Genomic DNA, 16,711 nt, shown 5'->3' with positions numbered 1-16,711 from the left:
ATTTAGGCAAGCAATTTTTTTACTTTAGATACACAGTACGTAAGTTTTTATATAAAATGGCACAAGTGTTGATTATCCATTATTTTACTTAAATATACAGAATCGTATGGCTGAACACAAGCTTTTCTGCCACATCCCTCGAACAAGAACGCCAGCGGGCACGCCAGTATGCAAAATATGTTGATGAATCATTGCAAACAACGGAAATGTCTATTTTAACAAAACATTATGAAGAAGCTTTATATCGCCGCAGTAATGCTAAAGATCAGTGGCTTAAATCGGTGGAATTGTGGGAAAATTTAATTAAAAAAGCTTCATATTGACCAACATCCTTTCGCTTGTTATGATTATTTAAAATTCATAAGCTAGCTATACCTTCGTATATCCTCGATAATATGGTTCGAGAGTCTCTACCGGATTACCGTAAATAATCCGACTATGAAGGCAGAACATCTATATCTTTTCGATGGGAATTCTGCCTTTTTGCAGAATTTTTTTATTTATTTTGAAAAATTTTTTAAAGTCAATCATTTTATGGAAAATAAATGAGGTGACCATTTTGAATAGCATTCAAGAAATGATTTTAGTATTGGACTTTGGAAGCCAGTACAACCAGCTTATTACGAGACGAATTCGCGAATTTGGAGTTTATAGTGAGCTTCATCCGCATACTTTAACAGTTGAAGAAATTAAAAAAATGAATCCAAAAGGGATTATTTTATCTGGCGGACCAAACAGCGTTTATGATGAAAAGGCTTTTCGTTGTGATGAAGGGATATTTGAGTTAGGTATACCTGTTTTAGGAATTTGCTACGGAATGCAGCTAACAACTCATCTTTTAGGAGGAAAAGTAGAGGATGCTAAACATCGTGAATACGGAAAAGCAACCATTCAAGTAAAAGAAGGCTCATCGCTATTCAAAAGCCTTCCAACAGAACAAGTTGTTTGGATGAGCCACGGTGATTTAGTTGCTGAAATTCCTGAAGGATTTAAAGTGGATGCGACGAGTCCATCTTGTCCTTATGCGGCTATTAGCAACGATGAACGTTGCATTTATGGAGTGCAGTTCCATCCGGAGGTGCGTCATTCTGAATATGGAAATGATATATTAAAAAACTTTGTATTTACAATTTGTGGCTGCACTGAATCATGGTCTATGGAAAACTTCATTGAAATGCAAATTCAAAAAATCCGTGAAACAGTGGGAGATAAAAAAGTTTTATGTGCGTTAAGCGGTGGAGTGGATTCCTCTGTCGTTGCGGTATTAATCCATAAAGCCATCGGCGATCAGCTCACCTGTATTTTTGTAGACCATGGTTTATTACGTAAAGGTGAAGCGGAAAGTGTTATGAAAACGTTCAGTGAAGGCTTTAACATGAACGTCATTAAAATTGACGCAAAAGAACGCTTTTTAAGTAAGTTAAAAGGGGTCACAGATCCAGAGCAAAAACGAAAAATTATCGGGAATGAATTTATTTATGTGTTCGATGACGAGGCGGCAAAACTTGAAGGTATTGAATTTTTAGCACAAGGTACTTTATATACAGACATCATTGAAAGTGGAACGCAAACAGCACAAACGATTAAGTCACACCATAATGTTGGTGGCTTGCCAGAAGACATGAAATTCAAATTAATTGAACCGTTAAATACATTATTTAAAGACGAGGTTCGTGCTCTTGGAACAGAATTAGGGATTCCAGATGAAATTGTATGGCGTCAACCGTTCCCTGGACCAGGACTTGGTATTCGTGTATTAGGTGAAGTAACAGAAGAAAAGTTAGAGATCGTTCGCGAGTCAGATGCTATTTTACGTGAAGAAATCAAAAAAGCAGGCCTTGACCGTGATATTTGGCAGTACTTTACCGTGCTGCCGGATATTCGCAGCGTTGGTGTTATGGGGGATGCTCGCACATATGATCATACGATTGGAATTCGTGCGGTGACGTCCATTGATGGTATGACTTCTGATTGGGCCCGCATCCCATGGGAAGTGCTTGAAGTCATTTCAACACGTATTGTTAATGAGGTTCCTCACGTCAATCGAGTGGTATATGATATTACAAGTAAACCACCAGCTACCATTGAATGGGAGTAAAACACGAACGAAAGAAATATAACTTTAAAAAATGTTCGTGATTTTTGTTGACTCTATATTTATTAATTGATATGATTAAGTCGATAATTGAATATGTGAAACAAATACGTCGTATAATTTCGGGGATATGGCCCGAGAGTTTCTACCAAGCTACCGTAAATAGCTTGACTACGAGGTATTTAATATCGCATATATGTTGAAGGGATTCGTTTACCCTTCAGCTATTTTTAGCGTATTAAAAATCTCTATTGTCAAGCGTACCGTTTTACGGTGCGCTTTATTTTTTTAAGAAACTTTAGGAGGGCTTAAAAGGTGAAAAAATACTTTCAATTTGAGGAGCTAGGAACTTCTTATCGTCGTGAATTTATTGGGGGATTAACGACATTTCTTTCCATGGCCTATATTTTATTTGTGAATCCATTTACATTATCGCTTGGTGCAATCCCTGATTTACCAGCAGAAATGAGAATGGATCAAGGAGCTGTCTTTACAGCAACTGCTCTTGCTGCTGCCATTGGTTCTCTTATTATGGGCTTATTAGCAAGGTATCCAATTGCGTTGGCACCGGGGATGGGGTTAAATGCTTTCTTTGCGTTTACGGTCATTTTAACCTTTAACATTCCTTGGCAAACAGCTTTATCAGGTGTATTCGTTTCAGGTCTAATCTTTATTCTTTTAACTTTAACAGGAGTTCGAGAAAAAATTATTAATTCGATTCCAGCGGAGCTTAAATATGCAGTTGGAGCAGGTATTGGTTTATTCATTACGTTCATTGGGTTTCAAAATGCAGGTATTATTGTCAACAATGATGCAGTTTTAGTTGGTTTAGGCGATTTACGAAACCCAGAGACATTACTTGCCATTTTTGGTGTCATTGTAACCGTTATTTTAATGGTCCGTGGCGTGAATGGCGGTATCTTCTATGGAATGCTTATTACATCTATTGTTGGAATTATTTTTGGATTGATTGACATGCCAAAACAAATTGTTGGCGAAATTCCAAGTCTTGCTCCGACTTTTGGTGCGGCCTTTGAAAACTTGGATCAAATCTTTACGATTCAAATGCTTGTTGTCATTTTAACGTTTTTATTTGTTGATTTCTTTGATACAGCAGGAACATTAGTGGCGGTTGCCAATCAAGCAGGACTGTTAAAAAATAATCAATTGCCAAGAGCGGGTAAAGCTTTATTATCAGACTCCATAGCGACGGTTGTTGGAGCGATTTTAGGTACTTCTACAACAACATCTTATATTGAATCATCAGCAGGGGTAGCTGCAGGTGCTCGTACAGGATTTGCTTCAGTCGTTACAGCTGGATTGTTTTTATTATCGTTACTCTTTTCACCGTTATTAGGAGTTATTACAGCTTCAGTAACTGCACCAGCCTTAATCATAGTCGGAATTTTAATGGTATCATCTCTTGGACAGATTCCATGGAACAAATTCGAAATTGCTGTTCCTGCATTTTTAACCATTATTTCAATGCCATTAACATATAGCATTGCAACTGGTATTGCCATCGGTTTCATTTTTTACCCAATTACTATGCTGATGAAAGGTAGAGGGAAAGAAATTCATCCGGTTATGTATGGGTTATTTGTGATCTTTATTCTTTACTTTATTTTCTTGGCAGGGTAATCAAATTGGCAAGTCTAATAGGCTTGCCAATTTTTTATTTACCACCTATTTGTGAGAGGTCATCCCGTGTATATTGAATGGTTGGAAAAATATTGCTAAAATCAGGTTGACAATGATTCGATTTCATCTTAAATATCTCCGGGTTTTTTAGCTTTTGATCAAAACCTATCCAGAGCGGGGGAGAATGAATATGACGGAAGAAATGAAAATCTTGGACAAGCTACTTTCTGATATTCATTCTGGTCGGTATGATGCGAATGATAAATTACCGTCTGAGAATGAACTTGCCGATCAGTTTAAGGTTCCTAGAATGACTGTCCGCAAAGTGTATGAAAGGCTGCAGGAAATGGGCTACATATATTCGCAGCAAGGAAAGGGCAGCTATGTCAAGGACAGACAAATGCAAATTCCCCTCGTTCTTTCCGGAAATGAGAGCTTTACTAAAAAAATGCTTGGACTTGGGTATCCATTTCGTTCGAAAAACATTTTTTGTGAGGAAATCGACTATCATCAAGGTATTTATCATTCCCTCAGTGTGGAGGAAACGGATAGAGTATTTAAAATTGGCCGGCTGCGTCTCGTAAATGATCGACCGATTGCCTTACATGTTTCTTATGTGGCCAAATCCGTATTTGATGATATTGATTCATATGGCAAGAAAATCACGTCTATGTTTGAATATTATCAAAAGAACGGTTTTACTGAATTTGCGTCGAAGTCAAGCTTATTAAAGGTTATATTTCCGACAAAGTTTGAATGGGAAATACTAGAATGTCCATGTTTAATCCCGCTTTTAGTATTGGAAACAGGATGTATCGATCAAAAAACTGGAACTGTACTAGAACATACAGAAATTTTCTATCGAAGTGATTGTTTTAACTTTGTTATTTGAATAATGATTTCATGGAGAGATTCGGTTAAGGAATCTCTTTTTTTTATGCATGTTAACAAAGCCTTAAAAAAAGATTTACAAAAAATTAACGGAATTAACTATTTTTTAAAGTTTATCGACTTGGCAACAAGCTATGCTTAAAGCAGTGAAACAGTTCATCAATTGAGGAGGGGTGAGGATGAAAAGAAAAAGAAGAACGGAAATTTTAATCAACGGAGATCGAAACGTTGCTGTCACATTAGCACGAGAAATATTAGGCAAATATGTAGTGACAACAATTGAAGAACCGAACGACGGTTTAGTGATGGTAAAAGTTCGAGAAACAGCTAAGAACAGTTTGTTCTACTTAGGGGAAGTTTACGTAACGGAATGTAAGGTGGAAATTAACGGGCATATCGGGATTGGCATATTAAAAGGCTATGATCCAGATTTAACATACTATTTGGCGGTGATTGACGCAGCTTATCATGCACAGTTACAAGAAACAGATAAATGGAAGGAAGCTTTGTTGGCCGAAGAAGCGAGAATCAATGAGAGAAGGAAAAAATCCTTTAGAAAAGTCTTAAAGACAAAAGTAAATTTTGAAACGATGGATGTTTAAAAAGGAGCAGAGAGTGGATGAAATTAGATTTTATTCATGATATTCAAAGCGCTTATCGAAAAGTTGTTGATTCCATGTCTAAGCCAGGATTCATTACAAATTTAAAAGATGAAGCGGACAAAGTAGATCTTGAGGCTGGCTGTTTTTCATCGACCCTTGTTTTAGCCATGATGCTTTTAGATACAGAAGTGACTTTTAAAGTCATCTCCAATAGGGAGGAAGAGATAACCCGGTGGATGAACCAACTAACCTATTCGAAAACAGATGAAGTGGAAAAAGCTGATTTCGTTTTTGTGCTACAAGATGTATCTCAAAGTATGTTTGAACAAACGTTTAAACAAGCGAAAATAGGAAGTTTACTAGATCCCCATGAATCCGCAACAGTCATCATTGAAACAGATGAAATTAGGAATGGAAATCAATATGTGTTAACAGGACCGGGGATTGAGGGGGAAAATTATGCAAAAATTTCGATAAAAGGGAATTGGGTAGAGATTAGGGAGCAAAAAAACGCTGAATATCCAATGGGAGTTGATTTAATCTTTGTGGATAAAAGCCACAACCTATTATGTTTACCTAGAACGACGCAAATTTCAATCGAAGGGGGGAGTCTTGATGGGGTATGTGGCAGTTAAAGGCGGTACACTTGCCATTGAGGAGTCGATCAAACGACTAAAATATGAGCGGTTAAAAAAGGGAATCGTCCTTGACCTTAAACAAATTATTGCTGGGATGCGGGGACTGATTGACCAAGTGATGTCAGAGGGCAGTTTATATGACGAAACTCTTGCAGCACTAGCCATTAAACAAGCGGAAGGCAATCCTGAAGAAGCCGTTTTTTTGCTTCGAGCTTATCGCTCCACTTTACCTCGAAAGCATTATTCAAAAACCGTTTATACGAAAGAGATGAATGTTGAGAGAAGGATTTCTGCTAGTTTTAAAGACATTCCAGGCGGTCAAATATTAGGGGCTGCAACGGATTATACCCACCGTTTACTCGATTTTTCTCTCATGGAGGAAACAGACGAGGATGCCATTCATTGGCTTTCGAACTATGAACAAGAACCGATTGATGAAGAAGATGAAACTAGTATTGGTAAATTACCAAAGGTAAGTGATTACTTAAGAAAAGAAGGTTTGTTTTCAGAATGTACAACGGATGATCGCCAGCCAGATGATGTGACGAGAAAAAGCCTGACATTTCCTACTACTCGCAGTCAACGTCTCCAAGTTTTAACGAGAGGTCAGACAGGTGCTGTCACATCGTTAGCGTATGCCGTAATCCGTGGATATGGGAGTCTTCACCCGACGGTAGGAGAATTGCGTGTTGGTTATTTGCCAGTTTACATTGATAGCCCGATCCAATCATCGAATGAGGAAGACGATGCCTATTATATCGGTGAAATTAAAGCAACGGAAGTCGAAATGTTAATTCCCATAACGGTTGAAAAAGCGAACGGAAAAAAGGAAATCGAGTTTGAAATTGGCTATGGTCTTTGCTTTGGCCAAAATGAAACGAAAGCGATTGCGATGGGAATTTTAGACAATAGTCTTGAAAAAGGAAACAAAGATTATCCTACAGGTGATGAAGAATTTGTCCTATATCACATTGATTCGGTTGAATCTACAGGATTTATTTCTCATTTGAAGTTGCCTCACTATGTCACATTCCAATCAAAGCTTGACGTGATCCGTAAAACAAAAAAATAAACAACAAACAAATATAAAAGGAGAGGAACTATGGATATTGCGTATCGTTTTGCTTTTTTTGATGAAGGTTCAAAACGGGAAATTCGCAGATCTACTTTGAAAGCCATTGCCATTCCAGGTTATCAGGTGCCATTTGCTTCAAGGGAAATGCCGATTGCACGTGGTTGGGGAACAGGGGGTCTGCAGTTAACGCTCTCTTTAATTGGAAAGGATGATGTTTTAAAAGTCATTGATCAAGGGTCAGATGAGTCTGTTAATGCGGTAAACATTAAAAAGCTAGTGATGAAAACGACAGGCATTAAAACGACGGAGGAGACAACAGAAGCTACGATTATTCAATCAAGACATCGCATTCCAGAAATTCCTCTTATGGAAGGTCAAATTCTTGTATTACAGGTGCCTCTGCCTGAACCATTGCGTAACTATGAACCGAGCGAATATCGAACGAAGCAGCTCCATGCAGAAAAGGAATACAGCGGCGCTTGGTTGATGCTATTTGAACAAATTATGAAATATGGGCATATGGCATCGGATTTTGATCATCCCGTAATGGTAGAAAATAGATACGTGATGGCACCAAGTCCAATCCCAAGGTTTGATAATCCGAAAATGAATCATTCTAAGGCATTGATATTGCTTGGAGCAGGTCGTGAAAAGAAGATATATGCTATACCTCCATACACGAATGTCGTTTCACTTGCATTTGACGATTATCCTTTTGAAGTGGAGAGCTTTGATGATCAATGCTGCAGTCTTTGTGGAGCTACTGGAGTGTATTTGGATGAATTAATAGATGAAAAAACGGGTGAAACCTATTACCAATGTAATGATACGAGCTATTGTTTATCAAGATTAAATGAGCAAACAGAATCAAGAGGTGTTCAACATGGATGATGTAAGCAATCCAGTATTATCGGTCAAAAAGTTAAACAAACATTTCGGACATGGATGCAGCCAATGCGGAAAGGCGGATTCCGCCGTTTTGGTGAAAAATTTTTGTCCTGTCTGCGGCACAGTTTATGCTTGTCGGGATATTTCATTCGATCTGTATCCTGGAGAGGTTTTAGGCATTGTTGGTGAAAGCGGGAGCGGCAAATCAACATTAATGAGGATGCTTTATTTTGATCAAGAGGCAACAAGCGGCGAAGCTTACATCCGATTTTATCGAGATGGGAAAACAAACGTTTTAAAAGAGTCCTCTCAACAAAAAAGGTATATTCGCAATCACCTTATGGGGAAAGTTTATCAAAATCCGATTCTCGGTTTACGCATGAATTTTTCCTCAATCGGCAATATTGCAGAAAAACTCATTGCAGCAGGAAACAGAAATGTCGAGCAGATGATGCGAAGAGGACAAACATTACTTGAGGAAGTAAACATTCCAGTATTTCGGATGAAGGAAGAACCGCAAAAATTTTCGGGGGGGATGCAGCAAAGAGTTCAAATCGCCAAAGCATTGTCTAATAATCCGCCGATTCTTCTTCTTGATGAAGTGACTACTGGTCTTGATTTGTCTGTTCAAGCAAATGTATTAGATTTAATTCGGAATTTAAAGCGCGAACTACATATCAGCATGATTGTTGTTTCTCACGATTTAGGTGTCATTAGAATGCTTGCCGACCGAACTTTAGTGATGCTAGAAGGGAAAGTCATCGAACAAGGGTTAACCGATCAAATTTTGGAAGATCCACAGCATTCCTATACACAGCAGCTCGTCCATTCATTATTATAATTAGTTTTTTAGGATATTTTGGGAATGGAGGAAATAAAGTGTATCTAATTACAAACGGAAAAATTATAACAGAAGAAGCCATTCTTGATGGCTATGATCTTCTCATTGAAGGAGATAAAATCAAAAATATTGATCGAAATGGAAAAATCGTTTTGACGGAGGGAACGGAAGTCATCGATGCAGCCGGCGGATACGTTGCCCCTGGATTTATCGATCTTCATTCCGATTATATTGAGCACATGGCAGCGCCTAGACCTACGTCGTTAATGGATTTTCATTTAAGTCTTCGCGAGGCGGAAAAAGAGTTAATCTCTCATGGGATTACAACGATGTTTCATTCACTCTCCATTTATAAAAGCTCGGAATTTACACATAAACCGATCCGTGAACCTGAAAATGTCAGGAAATTTATCGAAATGATTTATCAAACCCATCAAACGAAGCATTTAGTACGTCATCGGTTTCATGCTCGTTTTGAAATCGATAGCATCGAGGAAGTAGAGAACTTAAAAACCTATATTGCTGAAAATAAAGTGCACTTAATTTCATTTATGGATCATACTCCAGGTCAAGGACAATACAGAGACTTAGAGATTTACAGAAAAACTGTAAAAGGCTACCAGGAGATTAGTGATGAAGAGATTGATCAAGTGATTACGAAGCATCAACAAAAGGAAAAGCTAACACTTGACGGAATAAAGGAAATTGCACGGTTAGCGAAGGAAAAAGGAATTGCTATCGCTTCTCATGACGATGACTCTTTAGAAAAACTAGATCTAGTAAAAAGCTTTGGTGCAACGATCAGTGAATTTCCGATTACATTAGAAATTGCTAAAAACGCAAAAGAAAAAGGAATGCTGACGGTCGCTGGAGCACCAAATGTCCTCTTAGGAGGCTCCCACAGCGGAAATTTATCTGCGCAAGAGGCGATTCGACATGGATTCATTGACATCTTATGCAGTGATTATTATCCGCCATCATTGCTTCATGCTGTTTTTATTATGAAGGAAGAGTGTCATCTCGACTTAGTAGAAATGTTTAAGCTTGTAACCCTAAATCCAGCAAAAGCCGTAAACTTAGATGATCAAATAGGCTCTATTAAAGAAGGGAAAAAAGCAGATTTATTAATTATAGAAAAAATTGAGCTGGATTTTCCAGTGATTACATCTTGTTTTGTAGATGGACGCTTAATCTTGAAAACAAATTATAGAATTTAAGGTGAAAGGAAGCTGCTATGGTAGAGAAAAAGTTATCTAAACAGCCTTATATCCATGAAAATTGTCAAATGTTTAATACGGAATTAGGAGAGTACACGGAGGTCGGAGCTCACAATTATTTCGAAAATGTGAAGCTTGGAGATTATTCCTACACGGGACAGTTTTGTATTTTGCAAAATGTGGAGGTTGGAAAGTTTTCCAACATTGCTGCGATGGTGCGAATTGGCCCAACCGCTCATCCGATGGAGCGGCCGACTTTACATCATATTACATATCGGAGAAAAATGTACGGAGTCGATAAAAAGGATGATGAAAAATTTTTAGCATGGCGGACTGAACAAAAAACATACATCGGCCATGACACATGGATTGGCCATGGGGCCATTATCATGCCGGGAGTAAAAGTCGGTAATGGTGCTGTAGTAGGGAGCGGTGCCATCGTTACGAAGAATGTTGATCCTTATTCCATTGTTATCGGAATACCGGCAAAGCACTTGCGGTATCGATTTGATGATCAAACGATTAAAAGGTTAGAAGAAATCAGGTGGTGGGACTGGTCATATGAAACGATAAAGAACCGAATTGAAGACTTGTCTTCAAATATTGAAACATTTCTAGATAAGTACGGTGGAAGTAGGTGATCTAGTGGAAAATATCCTTGAAGTTGAGAATTTATCGAAAACATTTCGCTTGCATAACGTCAATAAGGAAATTCATGCCATTGAAAATATTAGTTTTTCTGTAAAAGGAGGTGAATTCGTCGGCATTACCGGTAAGAGCGGAAGCGGAAAATCAACCATTTTAAAGTGCATTTATCGTACTTACTTGCCTCAAGGTGGAGACATTTGGTACAAATCGGAAAAATTTGGTCCTATCAATCTACGAGAAGCGACGGAAAGAGAAATAATCTATTTGCGAAAGTTTGAAATCGGATATGTATCACAATTTTTAAATGCTCTGCCTCGGATCACGGCAAGAGAGTTGGTTAAACAAGCGATTGTGGAAATGGGATATAAGGAAGCTTATGCGGAGGAAGAAACAGAAAAAATATTGACACATTTCGAGCTAGATCCTGAATTATGGGATAGTTATGTTGCAACTTTTTCAGGGGGTGAGAAGCTCCGTCTGAACATTGCACGAGCAATGGTCAAACGGCCAAAGCTATTGCTTTTGGATGAACCGACAGCAAGTCTCGATGATGAATCAAAAGAAAAGGTAAGGGAGCTGATGGAACAGCTCTCTCACGAAGGAACGACGATGCTGGGAATTTTTCATGATACTTTGTTCATGCAAAATTTATGTGATGTAGAATATCGGATGCAGGAAGGTCAATTAGTAAATTTTCGGAAAAGAAGCATTTAACAAAAGATTAACATTTTTTAATAATTCAATAATTTTTTTTAACAGTCACTTTACAGTCATCTTATATATTCAAATTATAGTCATGAAAAATATTCAATTTTGGAAGAAAAGGGGTATAAACATGAAAAAATGGGCATTGTCTATTTGTCTCACCTTGATTTTTGCCATTATTCTATCTGGCTGTTCAGAATCAACAGGACAGGAAGGGGAGTCCTCACCAAAAGGAGACGATACGATTACGATCGCGTGGTATCCGAATGAATCAGGTGAAGATTTGAAAGCAGCACGTGAAGAGATCTCGAAAGTGATTGAGGAAGCAACTGGAAAGAAGGTAGAGCATAAAACGACAACTGATTACATTATTGCGATTGAGGCGATTGCAAACGGAAATGCTGATTTGGCGTTCATGGGAGCACAAGGATACATAGAAGCTCATAACAAAAATGAAAAAGTGCTGCCCCTTGTTGTTCCTAGTGGTGAATCTGGAACGTTAGACGATGCTTTGTACTATAGCTGGTTGGCGGTAAACAAAGGTGATGAGGAAGAATACAAAAGCGGAGACGGCTTTTCCATTGACAATATTGCTGGAAAGAAATTTTCCTTTGTTTCTAATAGCTCCACTTCTGGCTTTAAAGTTCCTTCATCTGGGATTGTTTCCTACTTTAGTAAAAAGAATGAATATAAAGATTTAACTGCCGACGACCTGCTAGAAGGAGGAGAGGATAAGTTTTTCAGTGAAGTGCAATTTGGTGGCTCTCACCAAGGTTCTGCAGTGAACCTACTTTCTGGAAAAGTGGATGTTGCAGCATTTTGTGACACATGCGTTAACAATTATGTTGAATTAGTGGATGGAGAGGAAAACAAACCGGGAGCCGTATATAAAGTCAAAAAAGATGCAGCTGAGCCTTTTCATACTGTTCCAGAAAAGGAGTTTGTCCTAATTTCAGTTACACCAGTATTAAATGCTCCATTTGTTGTTAATACGGAAACCGTGTCAGAAGAAGACCGCAAGAAGCTGTTAGAAGCCTTTGTTTCCGATGAAGTTGCCAACAATCCGAAGATTTTCGTACCGGAGGATTCTGATTTTACTGGTTTATTCAGTAAAAAAGGCAACGAACGTTTCGTCGAAGTAGAGGATTCATGGTTTAATCCGATTCGGGAATTATCAAATTAAAGATAGAAAAAATCTGCTGGAGAGGGATACTAGATGAATGTCGTATTAGAACTCCATAACGTTTCAAAGCGTTATGGAACGAATACAATGGCGCTTAATGACATTAACTTCGCTGTGAATGAAGGAGAATTTGTTTCAATCATTGGTCCATCGGGGGCAGGGAAATCGACCCTCCTCCGGTGTATCAACCGTATGATTGATGCAAGTAGTGGAGAAATCATTTTTGATGGTGTCAACGTTTTGAATTTAGGAAAAAAAGGATTAAGAAGGTTGCGAACAAAAATTGGTATGGTATTTCAACATTACAATCTAGTCAATAGATTAAGTGTAATTGAAAATGTTCTTCACGGAAGGCTTGGCTATAAATCAACATTGACAGGAGTATTAGGTTTATACAGTGAAGAGGAAAAAAGACAAGCCATTTATATTCTCGGATTATTGGGGTTAGAGAATCAAGTATATAAACGGTGTGATCAGTTAAGCGGCGGGCAAAAACAGCGTGTCGGAATTGCCAGAGCTTTAATTCAAAATCCTAAAGTGTTATTGTGCGATGAACCAATTGCTTCCTTAGATCCAAATGCAGCAAAAATCATTATGGACCACTTAAAAAATATTTCCTCTACTTTAGGAATTACTTGTCTTGTAAACTTGCACCAAGTCGATGTCGCTTTAAAGTACTCTGATCGCATCATCGGTATTAATAATGGCAGAAAAGTTTACGATGGTTCACCGAAAGAAATAACAGAAGAGATCGTACACAATATTTATGGATCTGAAGTAAAGGAACTGATTCTTTAATGTAGGTGAAAAATATGCAAGCAGATATCTTTTTAAAAAGAAGAAGAAATTTCTCCTTGATATTTTTATTGCTGATTGCTTTCACGTATCTTTCTATGTATATAACAGAGTTTCAGATTGTCAAAGGTTTAACTTCTTTCACCAAAGCCGTGCAATGGGCATTTTCCAATTTTTTTCCTGATGCAAAAGCGATGGAAAAGCTTCCAGATATTTTGGATAAATTACTAGAAACCGTATTAATATCCATTTCTTCTACTACGATAGCCGCCATTTTTGCTACGTTTTTCGCCTTATGCGGATCGAAATCGACAAAAATCAATGGTCTATTAAGTACTATAAGCAGAGGTATTGCTACTATTTCCCGTAATATTCCGGTTGCTGCATGGGCGATGATATTGCTCTTTTCTTTTGGACAAAGCTCCATAACGGGATTTTTTGCTCTTTTTTTCGCCTCCTTTGGTTTTTTGACACGTTCATTCATGGAAACGATTGATGAAGTGAGCAATAGTTCTGTTGAGGCATTACGAGCGACGGGTGCCCAATATTTTCCGATTATTTTTCAATCAGTCATCCCATCTAGTCTGCCTCAAATGATCAGTTGGGTACTGTTTGAGATTGAAACGAATATCCGAAGTGCTACTTTAGTCGGGATTCTAACTGGAACAGGAATTGGTTTTTCTTTTGACTTGTATTATAAAAGCTCCAATTATAGTGCAGCGAGTTTAGTAGTCATCGTCATTGTGTTAACGGTATTTGTTATTGAGTATCTTTCCAATTCGATTCGAAGGGTCATTTTATAACGAATACTTCCTTTTCAAATTATTATCAGAGAATTAGGGTGATGATATGAATAATGAAGGATTGATGAAAGCACGAAGCACGGTAAAAGATAGTGGGGATATATTGTATACAGATAAAATAAAAGTCAAACCTTTAACGAAGGCGTCGATTGTCATTCGACTAACATTGGTTGCATTATTGATGATCACTGTTTATGGATTTGCGATGTTTGATTATGGGGAAACGGGTTTGTTTACTGGTTTAAAAGAGACATTTCTTAACTTTAAAACGATGTTTTTAGAAGCTAGCTTTTCCCGTTTAACGATTACAGATGCGATTTATCAAGTTCTCATTACCTTGGGGCTTGCTTTTTTAACAACAATATTCGGTGCCATTATTGCGCTTTTTTTAGGATTGTTAGCGGCACAAAATTTATCGAATCAATACGTTTCCAATATAATTAGAGCTTTTGTTGCATTTATTCGGGCAGTTCCTACAGTATTATGGGTGCTCATTTTTTCTATTGCTGCAGGTCTTGGAAGTGTTGCTGCTGTTATTGGTATGACTTTTCATTCTGTCGGTTATTTGATTAAAGCCTACTCCGAATCATTCGAAGAATTAGACGAAGGAGTAATAGAAGCATTAAAAAGTTGCGGAGCTAATTGGTGGCAAATTGTCTTTCAAGCAGTCATTCCTTCTTCGATCACTTATTTAATTTCCTGGACGTTTATAAGGTTTGAGATCAATTTTTCCGTTGCCGTCGCGATGGGAGCAGCTGCTGGTGCCGGCGGTATTGGTTTTGATTTGTTTATGGCTAGCGGATTTTATTTTGATCTAAGGGAAATCGGGATTATTACTTATTTCATACTTGCATTAGCAATGGTTTTAGAAGTTATTTCTTCAAGAATGAAATTGAATTTGCGTGTAAATCATTAAGGATCTAGGGGAGTTGAGCGGTGATGATTGATTTGCATTGCCATTCCAAAATATCGGACGGCACGTTAACGTTGTTTGAATTAATCTTTCTTGCGAAAGAAAAAGGAATCACTCATTTGGCGATTACCGACCATGATACGACGAAAGGAATAAAGGAAGCGCAAAATATCGGGGAACAACTAGGAGTAACCATTATACCAGGTATTGAAATATCAGCTTATGACTTTATTAGACAACGTAGAGCTCATATATTAGGTTTTTTTGTTACGCCAGAACATGAAGCGATTGAAAAACTTTGTGCCCCCCTTTTAAAAAAACGGCATCAAGTATCATATGAAATGACGCAAAAAATTATCCAAGAAGGCTATAAAATTACTTGGGAAGAAGTAGAGCGATACGCTGAAGGTGGAACAGGTGTGTATAAGCAGCATATTATGCACGCTTTGATAGATAAAGGATATACTGACAAAATATACGGTGATCTTTATAAGAAGCTTTTTTCAAAGGGCGGGGAAGGGGTCTCGCCTGGAATCGCACATATTCCTCTACAGTATGTGGATGTGAAAAAGGCGATACTTGCGATACGGGAAGCAGGAGGTATACCCGTACTAGCTCATCCGAAACAGTTTGATAATTTTGATGCAATTGCTGAGTGGGTGGAAATGGGTTTAGATGGTATTGAAGTAGTGCATCCTTTACATAGACCTGAGGACGAGGAACTTGCCAAATATTATGCGGACAAATTCGATCTGATTGAAACAGGCGGATCTGATTTTCACGGTTTTTACGGGGATTCGGAATTAGGAAGCAAAAATGCTGGAATTGATCGATATGAAAAACTATTAGAGCGATATAGAAGATTACATGGAAGAAAGAATAAAAATCTTCATATTTAAAACGGAGACGGTTCTTTCTGTAAGATTTAATAGTATTTATATCGGACTGTTGAGTTATATAGAAAAATTTTACCCATGATTATTTACAGATAAATTGAAATAATTAATTGAAGTAAGGGTTTTGATGTCCGTTGAAATCTACTAGTTTTGTTTTATCCTTATATAGTAAGAAAACCGCACTTTCTGTGAATATTGAAGTAATGACATGATAATAGAAAGACGGTTTTCTTTTTATTTTTGCCTTTTTTCTCATGAATGTTGCGATAAAATTATTACAAAGTTGTTTCCAGAAGGGAATGGGTGGTACGCCGATTGCGGAAGCAGCACCCCTTACATCAAATGACAGTGATTCATGTGTTTAAGTCCAAGTTTACGAAAACAGTCCTATTTTTTGAAGAAGGGCCTCCTTTGTCTTTTTAGGATTTTATTATCAGGTATTCGTTTATTTTAAAAAACGAAGTAGCGAAGCAGTTGACAACCATATATAATGCTGGTATATTATTAAACGTTCTGTTTGAAGTGTTTAAAAAAGTTGTTGACAAGTTATTAACAAAATGTTAAATTAATAAAGTCGCAATTGGAATTAAACAATTCTTGAAAACTTTTAAAAAAGTTATTGATTTTATTAATCGAATAAGATATCATAATAACTCTATTGGTGATCTTTGAAAACTAAACAAAACGAAGCGTTCCGTTAATTCTTTTTAATGAGCAAGGAACATCGACTAAAGACGTCCCATCCTGTGACAACGTCGATGTCAGCACTTCCATGTGCAAGTTCCATCTTTTTTCGGAGAGTTTGATCCTGGCTCAGGACGAACGCTGGCGGCGTGCCTAATACATGCAAGTCGAGCGGACGGAAGGAGAGCTTGCTCTC

16 protein-coding genes, 1 rRNA gene and 2 riboswitches are annotated in these 16,711 nt (G+C 37.7%); all 17 genes read left to right on the top strand.

The features are described from left to right. The first annotated feature begins 357 nt into the window (after window positions 1–357). A riboswitch (purine riboswitch) is annotated at window positions 358–459 on the top strand. Between the two features lie 118 nt (window positions 460–577). Next, window positions 578–2,098: a glutamine-hydrolyzing GMP synthase gene (guaA, locus tag J2S06_RS13700; protein WP_419152661.1), complete on the top strand. Its 1,521-nt coding sequence runs from the start codon at window positions 578–580 to the stop codon at window positions 2,096–2,098. An 89-nt stretch (window positions 2,099–2,187) separates the two neighbouring features. After that, window positions 2,188–2,289, top strand: a riboswitch (purine riboswitch). 121 nt (window positions 2,290–2,410) lie between these two features. Continuing rightward, on the top strand, window positions 2,411–3,736 hold the full coding sequence (locus J2S06_RS13695) for an NCS2 family permease (protein ID WP_044895468.1): 1,326 nt from the start codon (window positions 2,411–2,413) through the stop codon (window positions 3,734–3,736). Between the two features lie 190 nt (window positions 3,737–3,926). Beyond that, window positions 3,927–4,628 (top strand): GntR family transcriptional regulator, encoded by a 702-nt coding sequence (locus tag J2S06_RS13690; RefSeq protein ID WP_419152651.1) that lies wholly within the window; start codon window positions 3,927–3,929, stop codon window positions 4,626–4,628. A gap of 178 nt (window positions 4,629–4,806) precedes the next feature. Continuing rightward, window positions 4,807–5,229: a phosphonate C-P lyase system protein PhnG gene (gene phnG / locus J2S06_RS13685; protein WP_419152650.1), complete on the top strand. Its 423-nt coding sequence runs from the start codon at window positions 4,807–4,809 to the stop codon at window positions 5,227–5,229. Window positions 5,230–5,246: 17 nt separating this feature from the next. Further along, window positions 5,247–5,864 carry a phosphonate C-P lyase system protein PhnH gene (gene phnH, locus J2S06_RS13680; RefSeq protein WP_044895465.1) on the top strand — a complete coding sequence of 206 codons (618 nt, stop codon included), beginning with the start codon at window positions 5,247–5,249 and terminating at the stop codon, window positions 5,862–5,864. Then, a complete protein-coding gene (locus J2S06_RS13675) occupies window positions 5,845–6,939 on the top strand; it encodes a carbon-phosphorus lyase complex subunit PhnI (RefSeq protein ID WP_419152649.1) in 1,095 nt (364 codons plus the stop codon). The genes phnH and J2S06_RS13675 overlap by 20 nt, the downstream gene beginning before the upstream one ends. Before the next feature lie 30 nt (window positions 6,940–6,969). After that, complete coding sequence (locus J2S06_RS13670) at window positions 6,970–7,833, top strand: alpha-D-ribose 1-methylphosphonate 5-phosphate C-P-lyase PhnJ (protein WP_419152648.1); 864 nt, start codon at window positions 6,970–6,972, stop codon at window positions 7,831–7,833. Then, entirely contained in the window at window positions 7,826–8,671 is an 846-nt protein-coding gene (locus J2S06_RS13665; protein WP_419152647.1) for an ATP-binding cassette domain-containing protein, read from the top strand. Before J2S06_RS13670 ends, J2S06_RS13665 begins: the two co-directional genes overlap by 8 nt. A gap of 38 nt (window positions 8,672–8,709) precedes the next feature. Then, window positions 8,710–9,888 carry a phosphonate metabolism protein PhnM gene (gene phnM, locus J2S06_RS13660; RefSeq protein WP_419152646.1) on the top strand — a complete coding sequence of 393 codons (1,179 nt, stop codon included), beginning with the start codon at window positions 8,710–8,712 and terminating at the stop codon, window positions 9,886–9,888. Between the two features lie 17 nt (window positions 9,889–9,905). Continuing rightward, a complete protein-coding gene (locus J2S06_RS13655; protein WP_044895460.1) occupies window positions 9,906–10,529 on the top strand; it encodes a DapH/DapD/GlmU-related protein in 624 nt (207 codons plus the stop codon). Between the two features lie 4 nt (window positions 10,530–10,533). Then, the gene (phnL, locus tag J2S06_RS13650; protein ID WP_419152645.1) at window positions 10,534–11,250 is read left to right on the top strand and encodes a phosphonate C-P lyase system protein PhnL; all 717 of its coding nucleotides are present in this window, start codon (window positions 10,534–10,536) and stop codon (window positions 11,248–11,250) included. A 121-nt stretch (window positions 11,251–11,371) separates the two neighbouring features. Next, a complete protein-coding gene (gene phnD / locus J2S06_RS13645) occupies window positions 11,372–12,424 on the top strand; it encodes a phosphate/phosphite/phosphonate ABC transporter substrate-binding protein (RefSeq protein WP_419152644.1) in 1,053 nt (350 codons plus the stop codon). A gap of 33 nt (window positions 12,425–12,457) precedes the next feature. Then, window positions 12,458–13,222, top strand: coding sequence for a phosphonate ABC transporter ATP-binding protein (gene phnC / locus J2S06_RS13640; RefSeq protein ID WP_044895457.1), 765 nt, complete (start codon window positions 12,458–12,460; stop codon window positions 13,220–13,222). 14 nt (window positions 13,223–13,236) lie between these two features. Further along, complete coding sequence (gene phnE / locus J2S06_RS13635) at window positions 13,237–14,022, top strand: phosphonate ABC transporter, permease protein PhnE (protein ID WP_044895456.1); 786 nt, start codon at window positions 13,237–13,239, stop codon at window positions 14,020–14,022. A gap of 64 nt (window positions 14,023–14,086) precedes the next feature. Beyond that, on the top strand, window positions 14,087–14,938 hold the full coding sequence (locus J2S06_RS13630; protein ID WP_044895489.1) for a PhnE/PtxC family ABC transporter permease: 852 nt from the start codon (window positions 14,087–14,089) through the stop codon (window positions 14,936–14,938). Between the two features lie 23 nt (window positions 14,939–14,961). Then, on the top strand, window positions 14,962–15,834 hold the full coding sequence (locus tag J2S06_RS13625) for a PHP domain-containing protein (protein ID WP_419152660.1): 873 nt from the start codon (window positions 14,962–14,964) through the stop codon (window positions 15,832–15,834). Window positions 15,835–16,621: 787 nt separating this feature from the next. Further along, window positions 16,622–16,711, top strand: a 16S ribosomal RNA gene (locus J2S06_RS13620); the annotation flags it as partial.

Origin of the sequence: Bacillus alveayuensis (genome assembly GCA_030812955.1) — a bacterium.
GTDB classification, from domain to species: Bacteria; Bacillota; Bacilli; order Bacillales; family Aeribacillaceae; genus Bacillus_CB; species Bacillus_CB alveayuensis.
The sequence above is the reverse complement of the archived record's forward strand: the minus strand, read 5'-3'. Positions and strand labels throughout refer to the sequence as shown.

Excerpts from the sequence above, each read along its gene's own strand:
- phnC (WP_044895457.1), top strand. The coding sequence starts at position 12,458 with ATGAATGTCGTATTAGAACTCCATAACGTTTCAAAGCGTTATGGAACG.
- guaA (WP_419152661.1), top strand. The coding sequence starts at position 578 with ATGATTTTAGTATTGGACTTTGGAAGCCAGTACAACCAGCTTATTACG.
- J2S06_RS13670 (WP_419152648.1), top strand. The coding sequence starts at position 6,970 with ATGGATATTGCGTATCGTTTTGCTTTTTTTGATGAAGGTTCAAAACGG.
- phnD (WP_419152644.1), top strand. The coding sequence starts at position 11,372 with ATGAAAAAATGGGCATTGTCTATTTGTCTCACCTTGATTTTTGCCATT.
- J2S06_RS13630 (WP_044895489.1), top strand. The coding sequence starts at position 14,087 with ATGAAAGCACGAAGCACGGTAAAAGATAGTGGGGATATATTGTATACA.
- phnH (WP_044895465.1), top strand. The coding sequence starts at position 5,247 with ATGAAATTAGATTTTATTCATGATATTCAAAGCGCTTATCGAAAAGTT.
- J2S06_RS13655 (WP_044895460.1), top strand. The coding sequence starts at position 9,906 with ATGGTAGAGAAAAAGTTATCTAAACAGCCTTATATCCATGAAAATTGT.
- J2S06_RS13690 (WP_419152651.1), top strand. The coding sequence starts at position 3,927 with ATGACGGAAGAAATGAAAATCTTGGACAAGCTACTTTCTGATATTCAT.
- J2S06_RS13675 (WP_419152649.1), top strand. The coding sequence starts at position 5,845 with ATGGGGTATGTGGCAGTTAAAGGCGGTACACTTGCCATTGAGGAGTCG.
- phnE (WP_044895456.1), top strand. The coding sequence starts at position 13,237 with ATGCAAGCAGATATCTTTTTAAAAAGAAGAAGAAATTTCTCCTTGATA.
- J2S06_RS13625 (WP_419152660.1), top strand. The coding sequence starts at position 14,962 with ATGATTGATTTGCATTGCCATTCCAAAATATCGGACGGCACGTTAACG.
- phnG (WP_419152650.1), top strand. The coding sequence starts at position 4,807 with ATGAAAAGAAAAAGAAGAACGGAAATTTTAATCAACGGAGATCGAAAC.
- J2S06_RS13665 (WP_419152647.1), top strand. The coding sequence starts at position 7,826 with ATGGATGATGTAAGCAATCCAGTATTATCGGTCAAAAAGTTAAACAAA.